12 protein-coding genes are annotated in these 13,677 nt (G+C 72.5%); 8 read left to right on the forward strand and 4 right to left on the reverse strand.

Annotated elements, in window-relative coordinates:
* Positions 1–134 precede the first annotated feature (134 nt).
* The gene (locus tag ABD236_RS16160; protein WP_344074394.1) at positions 135–1,382 is read right to left on the reverse strand and encodes a zf-HC2 domain-containing protein; all 1,248 of its coding nucleotides are present in this window, start codon (positions 1,380–1,382) and stop codon (positions 135–137) included.
* On the reverse strand, positions 1,379–1,957 hold the full coding sequence (locus tag ABD236_RS16165) for a sigma-70 family RNA polymerase sigma factor (protein WP_344074395.1): 579 nt from the start codon (positions 1,955–1,957) through the stop codon (positions 1,379–1,381). Before ABD236_RS16165 ends, ABD236_RS16160 begins: the two co-directional genes overlap by 4 nt.
* Before the next feature lie 239 nt (positions 1,958–2,196).
* Here ABD236_RS16165 and ABD236_RS16170 point away from each other — a divergent pair, with 239 nt between their 5' ends.
* Entirely contained in the window at positions 2,197–2,571 is a 375-nt protein-coding gene (locus ABD236_RS16170) for an STAS domain-containing protein (protein ID WP_344074396.1), read from the forward strand.
* A gap of 584 nt (positions 2,572–3,155) precedes the next feature.
* Here the strand turns inward: ABD236_RS16170 and ABD236_RS16175 are convergent.
* On the reverse strand, positions 3,156–4,658 hold the full coding sequence (locus ABD236_RS16175) for a class I adenylate-forming enzyme family protein (protein ID WP_344074397.1): 1,503 nt from the start codon (positions 4,656–4,658) through the stop codon (positions 3,156–3,158).
* A gap of 141 nt (positions 4,659–4,799) precedes the next feature.
* Here ABD236_RS16175 and ABD236_RS16180 point away from each other — a divergent pair, with 141 nt between their 5' ends.
* From ABD236_RS16180 to ABD236_RS16195, 4 genes are all read left to right on the forward strand, one after another.
* Positions 4,800–6,002, forward strand: a complete 1,203-nt coding sequence (locus ABD236_RS16180; RefSeq protein WP_344074399.1) for an amidohydrolase family protein — start codon at positions 4,800–4,802, stop codon at positions 6,000–6,002.
* Complete coding sequence (locus tag ABD236_RS16185) at positions 6,002–7,135, forward strand: acyl-CoA dehydrogenase family protein (protein ID WP_344074400.1); 1,134 nt, start codon at positions 6,002–6,004, stop codon at positions 7,133–7,135. Before ABD236_RS16180 ends, ABD236_RS16185 begins: the two co-directional genes overlap by 1 nt.
* On the forward strand, positions 7,135–8,007 hold the full coding sequence (locus ABD236_RS16190) for an acyl-CoA dehydrogenase family protein (protein WP_344074401.1): 873 nt from the start codon (positions 7,135–7,137) through the stop codon (positions 8,005–8,007). Before ABD236_RS16185 ends, ABD236_RS16190 begins: the two co-directional genes overlap by 1 nt.
* A gap of 358 nt (positions 8,008–8,365) precedes the next feature.
* On the forward strand, positions 8,366–8,857 hold the full coding sequence (locus tag ABD236_RS16195) for an ATP-binding protein (protein ID WP_344074402.1): 492 nt from the start codon (positions 8,366–8,368) through the stop codon (positions 8,855–8,857).
* Between the two features lie 310 nt (positions 8,858–9,167).
* On the opposite strand, the gene ABD236_RS16200 is transcribed toward ABD236_RS16195, so the two are convergent.
* Positions 9,168–10,109: a cyclase family protein gene (locus ABD236_RS16200; RefSeq protein WP_344074403.1), complete on the reverse strand. Its 942-nt coding sequence runs from the start codon at positions 10,107–10,109 to the stop codon at positions 9,168–9,170.
* A gap of 86 nt (positions 10,110–10,195) precedes the next feature.
* On the opposite strand from ABD236_RS16200, the gene ABD236_RS16205 reads away from it, so the two are divergent.
* The 3 genes from ABD236_RS16205 to ABD236_RS16215 all read left to right on the forward strand — a co-directional run bounded on the left by ABD236_RS16205 (position 10,196) and on the right by ABD236_RS16215 (position 13,607).
* Positions 10,196–11,128: an SDR family NAD(P)-dependent oxidoreductase gene (locus ABD236_RS16205; protein ID WP_344074404.1), complete on the forward strand. Its 933-nt coding sequence runs from the start codon at positions 10,196–10,198 to the stop codon at positions 11,126–11,128.
* A gap of 257 nt (positions 11,129–11,385) precedes the next feature.
* The gene (locus ABD236_RS16210) at positions 11,386–12,561 is read left to right on the forward strand and encodes an acyl-CoA dehydrogenase family protein (RefSeq protein ID WP_344074405.1); all 1,176 of its coding nucleotides are present in this window, start codon (positions 11,386–11,388) and stop codon (positions 12,559–12,561) included.
* On the forward strand, positions 12,558–13,607 hold the full coding sequence (locus ABD236_RS16215; RefSeq protein WP_344074406.1) for a Zn-dependent alcohol dehydrogenase: 1,050 nt from the start codon (positions 12,558–12,560) through the stop codon (positions 13,605–13,607). Before ABD236_RS16210 ends, ABD236_RS16215 begins: the two co-directional genes overlap by 4 nt.
* Positions 13,608–13,677: the final 70 nt, after the last annotated feature.

Consider the following 13,677-nt stretch of genomic DNA (forward strand, 5'->3'; position numbering starts at 1 on the left):
TTGTCTGCGGGTGAGTGGTGGGTTGCTCGCGCCCCTGGGCAGTCAGGGGCGCGGGGAACTGCGCGAGCAGCCACCCACGGTCCGCAGACGACCTATTCACCCCCGGAGGGTTTAGGGAAGGGGCGGGGTGGGGGCTACAACCTGCTCAACGACGCCGTCGCAAGCAGTACGTCCCTGATCGCCTCGCGGTCGCCCAGGCGGCCCGCCGCCGCGTCCTCCGGCGGCACGTGCCCCGCCGCCAGGCGGCAGAACTCGACGCCGTCCAGGGCGATATGAGCCACCTCGTGGTCGGGGGAGCCGACCGCCGCCGGGGAGTCCAGCGCGATGTACCAGTCACCGCCGCCCGCCCCCTCGATCTCCAGGCGGAGCGACCGGCCGGGCGAACCCGCCGTGACGAGGTGGCGCGGCGGCGTCGCGAGGCCCGCCCGGCGCCGCGCCGCCAGCGCGTCCGGCAGGATCCGCGCCGCGAGGTCGATCATCTGGTGGAGATGCGCGCCCGACGGCGGGTCGTACGGATAGTCCACCGCGTCCGCGATGTCCCCGGCGTGGACCCAGCACTCGAAGGCCCGGTCGAGCAGCGCGTCCTGTAGCGGGAGCGCGAAGTCCCCGTACGGGACGGCGAGTTCGGCCGCGCCGCGCCCGGCGAACGACACCGTACGGATCAGGGTGTGCGTCTGCTCGCGCCACGGCTCCCGTACCGCCCGCGTCAGCGGAAAGCGCGTCGAGGTCCAGAACGCCTCCGTACGCGCCGTCGGCCCCGAGGGCAGGCCCGGGCCCGCCGGGTCGTCCAGACCCAGCGCCGCGGCCACCAGGCCGTCCACCGCGAGCAGATGGCCGATCACGCCCGCCACGGTCGTCCTGCGGTGTGTCTGCCGCTCCCCCTCGAACCACTTCAGCCGCACCGGAGCGTGCCACTCCGCGTCGCCGAAGTCATTGAGCAGCGCGTCCAGCCGGGCGGCCTCCGCGTCGTACGCGCCCGCCCAGTCCGGCACCGGGATGCGCGCCGGGCGCCGGCCCAGACAGTTCTCCAGCACCCGGGACCGCAGCAGCGGGTCCAGGTCCAGGCTGCGGTCGGTGTGCAGCAGCCCCACCGCGTCCCGCAGCCGCAGCGCCTCGTCGGCGCAGGGCGCGCACTCGGTGAGGTGGGCTTCCACGGCCTCGGTCTCCTCCGTCGAGCAGGCGGTCAGCGCCCACGCCCCGAGCAGGGATTTCAGTATGGCGTGCGTACGGACCACCGGTTCCGGCGCGGACGGCGGCGCGGGCGCGGGCGACAGCGTCGGCAGGCGCTCGATGTCGTCCGCCGCCCGCCTCGGGGGCGGTATGCGCGGGGTGCCGTTCTCGTCGTCGGGGACCGCCGGACCCTGCTCGGCCGGCCCGTTCACAGCGCACGTCCGTAACCGGGCGGCGAGGAGCCCTCCGGCGGGCGGGTGTTCGCCGTGGACAGCAGTTGCAGCCCGAGCCGCAGCCGGCGCCGCGCCTCGTCCTCGCTGATGGAGAGGTCGGCGGCGGCCTGCCGGTAGTCGCGGCGCTGGTGGTACGCCAGCTCCAGGGCCTGGCGCAGCGGCGCGGGCATCGACGTCACGATGTAGTCGGCGCGGGCGGCGGCGGTGGCCCGCAGCACCTTCGCCTCCAGCTCCTCGGTGGAGCCGCCGTGCTCCGCGTACTGCGCCGCCTCGGCCTGGCGCAGCCGCAGCACGGCCTGGCGCTGGGTGAGCTTGGCGACCCAGGAGCGCATGGAGCCCTGCTTGGGGTCGTACGCGTCCGGGTTCTCCCAGACGTAGCCGAACACCTCGCGGGTGATCTGGTCGGCGGCCGAGTCCTCGCCGAGCACGCGGTGGGCCAGGCTGTGCACGAGCGAGGCGAACCGGTCATACAGCTCACCGAGCGCGGCCGCCTCGCCGCGCGCCAGGCGCTGCTGCATCTTGCGGTCCCAGCGAGGTGGTGCGTCCTTCGCCATGCGGCTCCCCAACCGTCTACGCGTGTACCGTCGTGCGTTCTTTGTGCCTTTTGTCCGCGCCCCTGTGTACTCGTGTCTCCTCGAATGTAGTGCGCCCGACCGAGAAGGAGCGCTCCTTTGCGGCAAGTGCGCCCCCAAAACGGCAGGTCGTGGTAGAGGCGAAGTGGTTTCGCGCGGTGCCGTTCGGGAATGCGCGCCGGGACGGGCGGGGGCCGACGGCACAGAGAGGTACCGGACGCGTGACGCTGATCGTGAACGAGGCCGAGCAGGGCGGATGGACCGTGGTGAGCGTCTGCGGAGAACTGGACCTGGTGACGGCGCCGCAGGTCCGGCGGGTGGTCCATGACGCGGTGGCGGCGGGCCGGCACGATCTGGTGCTCGATCTGTCCGGGGTGCTGTTCTGCGACTCCAGCGGGGTCGGCGTCCTGATCGCCGGCCGCCGGCTGATCCGCTCCTGCCGGGGGCGGCTGCGGCTGATCCTTCCGGCGCGGGGGGCGGTGGAGGGGTCTCATGTGAACCGGGTGCTGGCGGCGCTGGGGGTGCGGCGCCTGTTCGACGTCTACGGCGACGTGGCGACGGCGGCCCGAGAGGACGAAACCCCCCTCTCGGCGTGACCACCTCTTTTGCCCGGTCTTTGTCTGCGGCTGAGTGGTGGGTCGCTCGCGCAGTTCCCCGCGCCCCTTCCCGGGCCCGGCCTTTGTCTGCGGCTTAGTGGTGGGCTGGTCGCGCAGTTCCCCGCGCCCCTAAAAGCCGGTGGCTGAGCAGGGTTCGAAGGCTGCGGCACCCGCCCAACGCCCCATGGCCGAGCCGGCATCCCCGGCTACGCCCGACCCTTCAGGGGCGCGGGGAACTGCGCGAGAAGCGGCCACCGGCCCGCGCCCGACGAACTACCTAGGGGCGCGGGGAACTGCGCGAGAAGCGGCCACCGGGCCGCAGCCGACGAACTACCCAGGGGCGCGGGGAACTGCGCGAGAAGCGGCCACCGGCCCGCGGCCGACGAACTACCTAGGGGCGCGGGGAACTGCGCGAGCAACCACCCACTCAGCCGCAGACAAAGACCGGGCCAAAGAGGGGCGCGGGGAACTGCGCGAGCAACCACCCACTCAGCCGCAGACAAAGACCGGGCCAAAGAGGGGCGCGGGGAACTGCGCGAGCAACCACCCACACTGCCGCAGACAAAGGCCGGGCAGGCACCACGTCACGTCCCCCCGAACCTCTCCCGCAGCCGGTACTTCAGTACCTTCCGCAACGCCGCATTGCGCGGCAGCTCCTCCACCACCTCCAGCTGCTCCGGCAGCTTGTGCACGGCCAGGCCCTGCCGGCGCAGGTAGGAGGTGACCTCGGGGAGGGTCAACTCAGCGGCGGCAGACGAACGTTCCGCCACCACGCAGACGCGCTCGCCCCGCACCGCGTCCGGCAGACCGATCACCGCCACATCCCCCACACCCGGATGCGCCGCCAGCAGATCCTCGATCTCCTTCGCCGAGATGTTCTCCCCCTTGCGGATGATCACGTCCTTGAGCCGCCCGGTGAGCACCAGATGCCCACTCGGCGTCACGAACCCCAGGTCACCCGTCCGCAGAAACCCGTCCTCGTCGAACGCCTCGGCGGACTGCGCCGGGTCCAGATACCCCTGGCACACCGCCTCCCCCCGCAGCCGCACCTCCCCGTCCACGATCCGTATCTCCATGCCCTCCGGCGGCCGCCCCTCCGTCGTCGCCAGGTTCTCCTCCGTGTCGTCCGGCGAGCCCATCGTGATCATCGGGACCTCGGTCATCCCGTAGCCGTGGGTGAGCTGCACCCCCATCTCGCGCACGACCGTGCGGTAGACCTCCGGCGGCTTCGGCGCCCCGCCGCCCGCGAGCAGCCGCAGCGAGGGGATGACCTTCTCGCCCGGCCGCTTGCGCTGCTCGGCCAGGAACATGGAGTAGAACGCGGTCGAGCCCCCGGCCACCGTCACCCCGTGCCTGCGGTACGCCTCCAGCGCGTCCGGCAGCGCGAAGTGCTCGAACATCACCGCGGGGAAGCCGTACAGGAGCAGCATCACCGTGTAGTCGGGCCCGGCGATATGGGCGTACGGGAACGCCATGGAGCCCACGTCGTCGGCTCGCAGGCGCAGCGCGTGCGCCAGGCAGGAGCCGCCCGCGATCAGTGAGCGGTCGGTGTGCAGGACGCCCTTGGGGTCGGAGGTGGTGCCCGAGGTCCAGTAGATCCAGCGCACGGAGGTGCCGTCGGCGGGCGGCGGCGGCAGTACGGCCGGGTCCCCGTCCGGGAGCGTCCCGTACGCCTCGAAGACGCCCCGCGCGCCCAGCCGGGCCGCCATCGCGCCGTGGTCGAAGCCGCGCCAGACCCCCGGCACCGCGAAGAACTCCGCCCCCGACTCCCGCAGCGCGAAGCCCACTTCACGGTCGCGGTAGAAGGGGATGACGGGCGTCTGGACGGCCCCGAGCCGGGCGAGGGCGAAGGACAGGAGCGCGGTCTCGATCCGCGTCGGCAGCTGCCAGGCGACCACGGTTCCGGGTCGCACCCCCATGGCGTACAGGCCCGCCGCCACTCGCTCGGCGCGGTCGCGCAGCTCGCCGAAGGACAGGGCGCGGTCGTCCTGGAGCAGGACGGGACGGTCGGGGGTGAGGGCCGCGCGCCGGACGACCAGTTCCCACAGGGTGGGCGAGGCGCCCAGTGCGTGTGCGGTGTCGTTCACTTCGACCCCCAGGACACAGTTGCTGACGGCTAGTCAGATCGTGCGCAGAGCGTAGGTCGTAGCGCCTTGTCGGTCCAGGGGTGCGCGGCTAGCCTGATTTCTGACGGGTCATCAGATATGCCAGCCGGGTGGAGGCCACGCATGACCGAACTGCCTCGTGTCGTCAGCGTCGACGACCATGTGATCGAGCCCGCCCACCTCTTCGAGACCTGGCTCCCGGCCCGGTACCGCGAGCGCGGCCCGCGCCCGCTGACCGCCGGAATCGGTGAGCTGGCGTACGTGGGCGGCAAGTACCAGATCACGATGGACCCCGAGGGCCCGCCGACCGACTGGTGGATCTACGAGGACCTGAAGTTCCCGTACAAGCGCAACATCGCCGCCGTCGGCTTCGACCGCGACGACATGACGCTGGAGGGGATCACCAGGGAGGAGATGCGGCGGGGCTGCTGGGACCCGAAGGCGCGGCTCGACGACATGGATCTCAACCATGTCGAGGCCAGTCTGTGCTTCCCCACCTTCCCGCGCTTCTGCGGGCAGACGTTCGCCGAGGCGCAGGACAAGGAGGTCGCGCTCGCCTGCGTACGCGCCTACAACGACTGGATGGTGGAGGAGTGGTGCGGGGACAGCGGTGGGCGGCTGATCCCGCTCTGCCTCATCCCGCTGTGGGACATCGATCTCGCCGTCGCCGAGATCCGCCGCAACGCCGCACGCGGGGTACGCGCCGTCACCTTCTCCGAGATCCCCACCCACCTCGGGCTCCCCTCCATCCACTCCGGCTACTGGGACCCCTTCTTCGCGGCTTGCCAGGAGACCGGGACCGTCGTGAACATGCACATCGGGAGCAGCAGCCAGATGCCGGCCGCCTCCCCGGACGCGCCGCCCGCCGTGCAAGCCTCCCTCTCCTTCAACAATGCGATGGCGTCGATGATGGACTTCCTGTTCAGCGGGGTCCTCGTCAAGTTCCCTCAGCTCAAGCTCGCCTACTCCGAAGGCCAGATGGGCTGGATCCCGTACGCCCTGGAGCGCGCCGACGACGTGTGGGAGGAGCACCGCGCCTGGGGCGGGGTCAAGGACCTCATCCCCGAGCCGCCCTCCACCTACTACTACCGCCAGATCTTCTGCTGCTTCTTCCGCGACAAGCACGGCGTGGCCTCGCTGGACGTGGTCGGCCGGGACAACGCCACCTTCGAGACCGACTACCCGCACGTCGACTCGACCTTCCCGCACACCAAGGAGGTCGCCCTCGACCACGTCAAGGGCCTCGACGACGAGACGGTGTACAAGCTGATGCGCGGCAACGCCATCCGCATGCTGGGCCTCGACCTGGACAAGGGCCGCGCGTAGTGGACCTCACGTACACCGAGGAGGAGCAGGAGTTCCGCGCCCGGCTGCGGGAGTGGCTGGCGGCCGTGCTGCCGGGGCTGCCGCCGAGGCCGGACCCGCTGGACTGGCCGGGGCGGCGCGCGTACGACACCGGCTGGCAGCGCCGGCTGTACGAGGCGGGCTACGCGCGCGTGCACTGGGACGCGTCCGCGACCCGCCGGCTGATCCTCCTGGAGGAGACCGAACGCGCCGGGGCGCCCTATGTCGGCGCGAACTTCGTCGGGCTGCTGCACGCGGGCCCCACCATCGCGGCCGAGGGCACCGAGGAGCAGCGCGCGCGGTGGCTGGAGCCGGTGCTGCGCGGGGACGAGGTGTGGTGCCAGGGGTTCAGCGAGCCCGACGCGGGCTCCGACCTGGCGGCGCTGCGGACCCGGGCGGTACGGGACGGGGACGCGTACGTGGTGAGCGGCGCCAAGATCTGGACCTCGCACGCCGAGGTCGCCGACTGGTGCGAACTGCTGGTGCGCACCGACCCGGACGCCCCCAAGCACCGGGGCATCAGCTGGCTGGCGATGCCCATGGACGCGCCGGGCCTCACCGTACGGCCGCTGCGGACCCTCGCCGGGTCCGAGGAGTTCGCCCAGCTCTTCCTCGACGAGGTGCGGATCCCGGTGGGCAACCGGGTCGGCGCGGAGAACGACGGCTGGCGCGTGACCATGGTGACGCTGTCGTACGAGCGGGGCACGGCCTTCGTCGGCGAGGTGGTCGCCTGCCGCCGCGTCCTGGTGGAGGTCGCCCGCGCGGCCCACAAGAACGGCACCTGGGACGATCCGGCCCTTCGGCGGCAACTGGGCGCACTGCACGCCGAGTTCACCGCGCTGTGGCGGCTGATCCAGTGGAACGTGAGCGAGTCGGAGCGCACGGGAGGCGTCCCCGGCGTCGGCGGCTCGGTCTTCAAGCTGCGCTACTCTCACGCCCGCCAGGAGCTGTACGACGCGGCCGCCGCCGTCCTCGGCCCCGACGCCCTCGACCTCGGCCGCGAGTGGACCCGCGACCGGCTCTCCTCGCTCTCGTACACCATCGCCGCCGGGACCTCCCAGATCCAGCGGAACATCGTCGCCGAGCGGATCCTCGGCCTGCCGAAGGGCCGCTGATGGACTTCCAACTCACGGACGAGCAGAGGGCGTTGCGATCGGGCGTACGGGAGCTGCTCGCCCGGCGCTTCGACGCCGACGCCCTGCGGGCCGCCGTCGACGGGGGAGGGCTCGACCGGGGTCTGTGGCGGGCGCTCGGCGAGGCCGGGTTCTTCTCCCTGCGGCTGCCGGAGGAGGCGGGCGGGGTCGGGCTGGGGCTGCCCGAGGCGGCGCTGCTCTTCGAGGAGGCCGGGCGGGCGCTGCTGCCCGGCCCGCTGATCGCCACGCACCTGGCGGCGGGCCTCGTCGAGGGCGCGGCCGAGGGTACGACGGTGGTGACCGCCCCCGACGGGGGACTGGTGGAGTGGCTGGCCGAGGCCGACGCCGTACGGGGGGACGCCACCGGCGCCGAACCCCTCCGCTCGGCCGACCCGCTCACCCCGCTGCACCGCGTCCCGGACGCCGGGGACGGGGGATCGCCGGAGCGGGCCCTGCTGAGCGCCGCCGAGCAGCTGGGCAGCGCGGGCCGCACCACCGACCTCGCGGCTCAACACGCGCGTGACCGCGTGCAGTTCGGGCGGCCCATCGGGGCCTTCCAGGCGGTGAAGCACCTGTGCGCGGGCATGCTGGTGCGCACCGAGGTGGCCCGTGTCGCCGTCTACGCGGCCGCCGTGACCGGGGACGCGGGGGAGATCGCGGGCGCCAAGCTGCTGGCCGACGAGGCGGCGGTGAGCTGCGCCCGGGACTGCCTCCAGGTGTACGGCGGGATGGGCTTCACCTGGGAGGCCGAGGTCCACCTCCATCTGAAGCGGGCATGGCTGCGGCGCGAGCGGTGGCCGACGCCGGTTCAGGCACGGGAGCTCCAGGCGGTGGCCCTGGAGGAGGCGATGTGAGGCGTTGGGCGACGGCCGGGCCAGGCGTTGGCCGAAGCATGATGAAGCGTCACCGAACGTCGATACCGGGTCGTGTCCTTGTTGTGTCCTTCGCCGGACTCGTCACGCGCCGGAGTCGGGGCCGCCCTCGGGTACCCTCCGTGGGGTGCGATCCCCCAGGCATCCTGCGCGCCCCTGTTCGACCCCCCGCAATGTGCGTCGCACAGTATGCACCACGCGTACTCCTTCGCGCTGGAATATGCCTGAAGCGCTTGTTGCGGTGACTGTACGTCAACCATGCTGTCTCGTAAGGAAATCACGTTCCGTGAGCTTGTCGAGGCGCGAGGCGATGTGTCCGCCGGTTCGGATGGTGTGAGCGGTGCAGGTGCTTCAGGTTCAGTTGGAGGTCGGAGCCGACCCCGCCGAGGTGGGGCGCGCTCGCAGATGGGCTCGCTCACGGCTGGCCGGGTGCGGGATACGGCTCGACGAGCCCCTCGCCGAGACCCTGATCCTGTTGATCTCGGAGCTCGTCACCAACGCGGTGGTGCACACCGGCTGTCCCGCCGTGCTGCGGATGCTGTTCGGCCCCATCGGCGGGCCGGCCGACGGCGGTACGGTCCGGGTGGAGGTCGCCGACAGCAGCGCCTGCGCCCCCAAGCCGCGCCACGCGGACGGGGACGACACCAACGGCCGGGGTCTGGAGCTGGTCGACGGCCTCGCCGACCGCTGGGGCTGGCAGGCGGAGGGCGCGGGCAAGTCGATCTGGTGCGAGGTGGACCGGTGCTGCGACGGGGGCGCGCCGGAGCGCACCGGCGGTGCGTTCGAGCCGGGCGCGTACGAGCCGTCGTGCGCTGTCACAAATGGGGCGTAAGCGGCATAGCTTTCACTAGGTGTTGACGCGCCGTGTCGGTCTGATCACCCTTGGATGAGCGATTCGTCGCGAGGGGACGCCGAGGGCGCGGACTGGCCCCTGGTCCGTCCTGGGCCGGTCCTGGTTCTCCTCGGCGAGTGCGGGTCGTGGCTCGGCGTGAGCTCAGGGCAAGGCTCCTTCAGGGCATGGGGAGCAGGGCGAGTACGCCGTAGCCGGGTGGCGGCCGCCGTGCCGTGCTCGGGGTGCGCATGACGCGCCGCCACCCGTCGTCGTGGGCCCGTTGGCGTGCGGCCTCGCAGGGTGTCGCCGCCTAGAACACCGCCACCGGCGCCACCGGGGTCCCCGTGGCTCCCACGAACGGCTCGGGCATCGCCGAGAGCCAGAACGCGTACCGCCGCTCTTGCGCACAGGCTGTGGACAACTCCTCCAGATTCCAGTTCTGCCCCTGGAGCATCCCCATCTCGACCAGGTCGAGCGCGTGCACCGGCAGCCACAGGTTCTCGATCTCCGGCGGGAAGATCTCGAAGGTGAGGGTGTCATTGGCGACGGCCGCGACATCGCGCGCGTGGAACCACTCGGGCGTACGGACGGACAGCCCCGGCGAGGGGAACCCGTATCCGTGCTTGTCGCCGCCGAGGCACAGCTGGATCTGCCCGGTGCGTACGAGCACGATGTCGCCGGCCCGTACGGTCACCCGGCCCAGCTCCTCCGCCGCGGCCAGGTCCTCGGGGGTGACCGCGTGGTCGCCGGGCAGCCGGTCCACGCCGTGGGCGCGGGCCACGTCCAGCAGGACGCCGCGCGAGACGAGGTGGCGCGCCTTGTCGATGCCGCTGAACTCGGCGCCGCCGTGCGCGGTGATGGTGGTGGCGGGGCGGCCGTTGTAGAGGCGGCCGGAGTGCGAGACATGGGTCAGGGCGTCCCAGTGGGTGGCGGCCTGGAGCCCGAACGTCACGGCGTCATCGCTGGTGGCGACGGTGCCGGGGCCGAAGATCTCCTGGTTGATTTGCACCATGGTGTGCAGCGGGTTGACCCGGCCGGGGATGAGTCCGGTCTGGACGCCGTTCTGCTCCAGGGGGAGTGCCAGGGGAACGCGGCGGCCGGTGCGGACGGTGGCGGCGGCCTCGCGCACGACCTCGTCGGTGACCAGGTTGAGCGTGCCGATCTCGTCGTCCGCGCCCCAACGCCCCCAGTTGTTCACGCGTTTGGCGATGTCATGGAACTCGGGCGGCAGTGCGGAGGCTGCTGGCGGCATGTGGGCCCTCCCTGGGTCTTGTCTTGTGGTGCCTGCCGGGCCATAAAATCTAACGGTCCGTCAGAAACCGCGGGAAGGGGCCGGGCGTGGGGAACTTCTTGGCAGGCAAGGTGGTCGCCGTGACCGGTGCGGGGCGCGGCATCGGCCGTGCGGTGGCGCTGGCGGCGGCGGCCGAGGGCGCCAGGGTCGTCGTCAACGACTACGGCGTCTCGATCGAGGGCGCCTCGCCCAGCAGCGAGATCGCGGACGCCGTGGTCAAGGAGATCGAGGCGGCGGGCGGTGAGGCGGTGGCGGTCGCCGACGACATCTCCACGATGGCGGGCGGCCAGCGGATCGTCGACACCGCGCTCACCCGGTGGGGCCGGGTGGACGGGGTGGTGTGCGTGGCGGGGATCCTGCGCGAGCGGATGCTCTTCAACATGACCGAGGAGGAGTGGGACCCGGTGGTGGCCACGCACCTCAAGGGCACCTTCACCGTGTTCCGGGCGGCGTCGGCGGTGATGCGCAAGCAGGGCACCGGCACGCTGATCGGCTTCACCAGCGGCAACCACCAGGGCAGTGTGGCGCAGGCCAACTACAGCGCGGCGAAGGGCGGGGTGATCTCGCTGGTCCGCAGCGCGGCGCTGGGCCTGCACAAGTACGGCGTGACGGCCAACGCGGTCGCGCCCGTCGCCCGTACCCGGATGTCCGCCAACGTCCCGATGGAGCTCGCGGAGATCGGTTCGCCGGAGGACGTGGCGGCGTTCGTGGTCTATCTGCTGAGCGAGCGGGCCCGCGAGGCGGGGGTGACGGGGCAGGTCTACACGGTCGCCGGGCCGAAGATCGCGGTGTGGGCGCAGCCACGGGAGTTGCGGGCGGGGTATGTGGCGGGGGGTGCGTGGACGCCGGAGCGGATCGCGGAGTTCCTGCCGGGGGCGGTGGGGGTGGATCCGATGCCGCTGTTGGAGCGGGTGGGGGAGATGGAGCGGGCGGCGGGTTCTGGGGCGCGGCCGAATGCCCCCACCCCGCCCCTTCCCTGAACCCTCCGGGGGTGGGTGGGGTGTGAGGCCGGTTTCCCGGGGGCTACGCCCCCGGACCCCTGGGCGGGGCTGCGCCCCTGCACCCCTCGTTCGTCTGCGGACCGTGGCCGCTTCTCGCGCAGTTCCCCGCGCCCCTGAAAGCCGGTGGCTGAGCTGAGTACTCCGGCTGAGGCCAACCCCGCCAGGGGCGCGGGGAACTGCGCGAGCAACCCATCACACACCCGCAGACAAAGTCCGGGCACAACGAAAGGCAACCCATGGATTTCGGCTACTCCCCCCAGGACGACGCCTTCCGCCACGACGCCCGCGCCTGGCTCGCCGCGCACCCGGCCGGCGAAGAACCCCGCCCCTGGGAGCGGACGCTCGGCACCGCCGGCTGGATAGGCCTCGGCTGGGGCCGGACCCCGTACGGGAACCGCGCGGCCACCCTCACCCAACAGGTCGTCTGGGCCGAGGAGTACGCCCGCCACAAGGCCCCGCCCCGCCTCGGCCACATCGGCGAGAACCTCCTCGCCCCCACCCTCCTCGCCCACGGCACCCCCGCCCAGCGCGACCGCTTCCTGCCGCCGATCGCCCGCGGCGAGGCGATCTGGTGCCAGGGCTACAGCGAACCCGGCGCCGGCTCCGACCTCGCCGCCGTCCGTACCACCGCCACCCGCGACCGGGGCGACCCGGCGGGCGCGTACCGCGTCACCGGCCAGAAGATCTGGACCTCGCACGCCCATGAGGCCGACTGGTGCTTCGTGCTGGCCCGTACCGAACCCGGCTCGCGGCGCCACCACGGCCTCTCCTTCCTCCTCGTGCCCATGGACCAGCCGGACGGCAGGGTCGAGGTCCGGCCGATCCGGCAGCTGACCGGGACCAGCGAGTTCAACGAGGTCTTCTTCGACGGCGCCCTCGCCCACCCGGACCACCTCGTCGGCGGCGAGGGCAACGGCTGGCGCGTCGCCATGGACCTGCTCGCCGCCGAGCGAGGGGTCTCCACGCTCGCCCAACAGATCGGGTTCGAGGAGGAGTTGGGCGCTGTCATGGCGGAGGCGGAGGCGCAGGCACGGGCGGAGTCGGCGGCCGGGGTAGTCGGCGACCCGGACCTCCTCGACCGCCTCGTACGGCAGTGGGCCGAGCTGCGCACCATGCGCTGGAACGCCCTGCGCACCCTGGGCGGCTCCGACCCCGGCGCCCCCAGCGTCGCCAAGCTCCTCTGGGGCGGCTGGCACCAGCGCCTCGGCGAGCTCGCCATGGCCGTGCGGGGGGCGGCCGCCACGGTCGGGCCGCAGGAGTGGAGCGAGCAGGTCCCGTACCGACTCGACCCGCTCCAGCGCCTGTTCCTCTTCTCCCGTGCCGACACCATCTACGGCGGCTCGGACGAGATCCAGCGCACCATCATCGCCGAGCGCGTGCTCGGCCTGCCTAGGGAGGCCCGGGGCCAGTGAGAGGTGTTCTGTTCGACGGTACGCACGCGCAGGTCGTCGACGACCTGGAGATACGCGCGCCGGGGCCCGGCGAGGTCCGGGTGGCGATCGCCGCGGCCGGGCTCTGCCACTCCGACCTGTCCGTCATCGACGGGACGATCCCCTTCCCCGTGCCGGTGGTGCTCGGCCACGAGGGCGCGGGCGTCGTCGAGGCCGTCGGGACCGGGGTCACCCATGTCGCCCCCGGCGACCATGTGGCGCTCTCCACCCTCGCCAACTGCGGGGCCTGCGCCGACTGCGACCGGGGGCGGCCCACCATGTGCCGCAAGGCGATCGGGCGGCCGGGACAGCCGTTCTCGCGCGGCGGCGCGCCCGTCCATCAGTTCGCGGCCAACTCCGCCTTCGCCGAACGCACGGTGGTCAAGGCCGTGCAGGCGGTGCGGATCCCCGCCGATGTGCCGCTCACCTCCGCCGCCCTCATCGGCTGCGCGGTGCTGACCGGCGTGGGCGCCGTACTGAACCGCGCCCGCGTCGACCGGGGCGACACCGTCGTCGTCATCGGCACCGGCGGCATCGGCCTCAATGTGCTGCAAGGCGCGCGGATCGCGGGCGCGCGCACGGTGGTCGCCGTGGACAGCAACCCGGCGAAGGAGGCCGCGGCACGGCAGTTCGGTGCCACCCACTTCCTGACGTCGACGGACGGCGTCCGCGAGGTCCTGGCGACCGGCGCCGACCACGTCTTCGAGTGCGTCGGCCACGTCGGGCTCGTCCGCCGGGCCGTCGACCTGCTCGACCGGCACGGCCAGGCGGTCCTGCTGGGGATGCCCGCGCCGACGGCCGAGGCCTCGTTCGCGCCGGCCGCGATGTTCCTGGACAAGTCCATCCTGGGCTGCCGGTACGGGAGTTCACGGCCCCAGCACGACATCCCGCGCTATGCGCAGCTGTACCGCTCCGGCGCCCTGCTCCTCGACGAGCTGGTGACGAAGACGTATCCCGTCGAGGACTTCGCCAAGGCGGTGGAGGACGCGCGCCAGGGGAGGGTGGCCCGCGGGGTGCTGACCTTCTGAGGGGGTGCCCGGGGTGCCCCCGCGCCCGGGGTAATTGATTGGGTCGCCCACCGGACCCCGGTTATCTTCA

The organism is Streptomyces crystallinus (genome assembly GCF_039521265.1).
GTDB classification, from domain to species: domain Bacteria; phylum Actinomycetota; class Actinomycetes; order Streptomycetales; family Streptomycetaceae; genus Streptomyces; species Streptomyces crystallinus.

Bases quoted from the DNA above. Each gene is read 5' to 3' on its own strand.
- ABD236_RS16165 (WP_344074395.1), bottom strand. From the start codon at position 1,957: ATGGCGAAGGACGCACCACCTCGCTGGGACCGCAAGATGCAGCAGCGC.
- ABD236_RS16210 (WP_344074405.1), top strand. From the start codon at position 11,386: ATGGATTTCGGCTACTCCCCCCAGGACGACGCCTTCCGCCACGACGCC.
- ABD236_RS16190 (WP_344074401.1), top strand. From the start codon at position 7,135: ATGGACTTCCAACTCACGGACGAGCAGAGGGCGTTGCGATCGGGCGTA.
- ABD236_RS16180 (WP_344074399.1), top strand. From the start codon at position 4,800: ATGACCGAACTGCCTCGTGTCGTCAGCGTCGACGACCATGTGATCGAG.
- ABD236_RS16200 (WP_344074403.1), bottom strand. From the start codon at position 10,109: ATGCCGCCAGCAGCCTCCGCACTGCCGCCCGAGTTCCATGACATCGCC.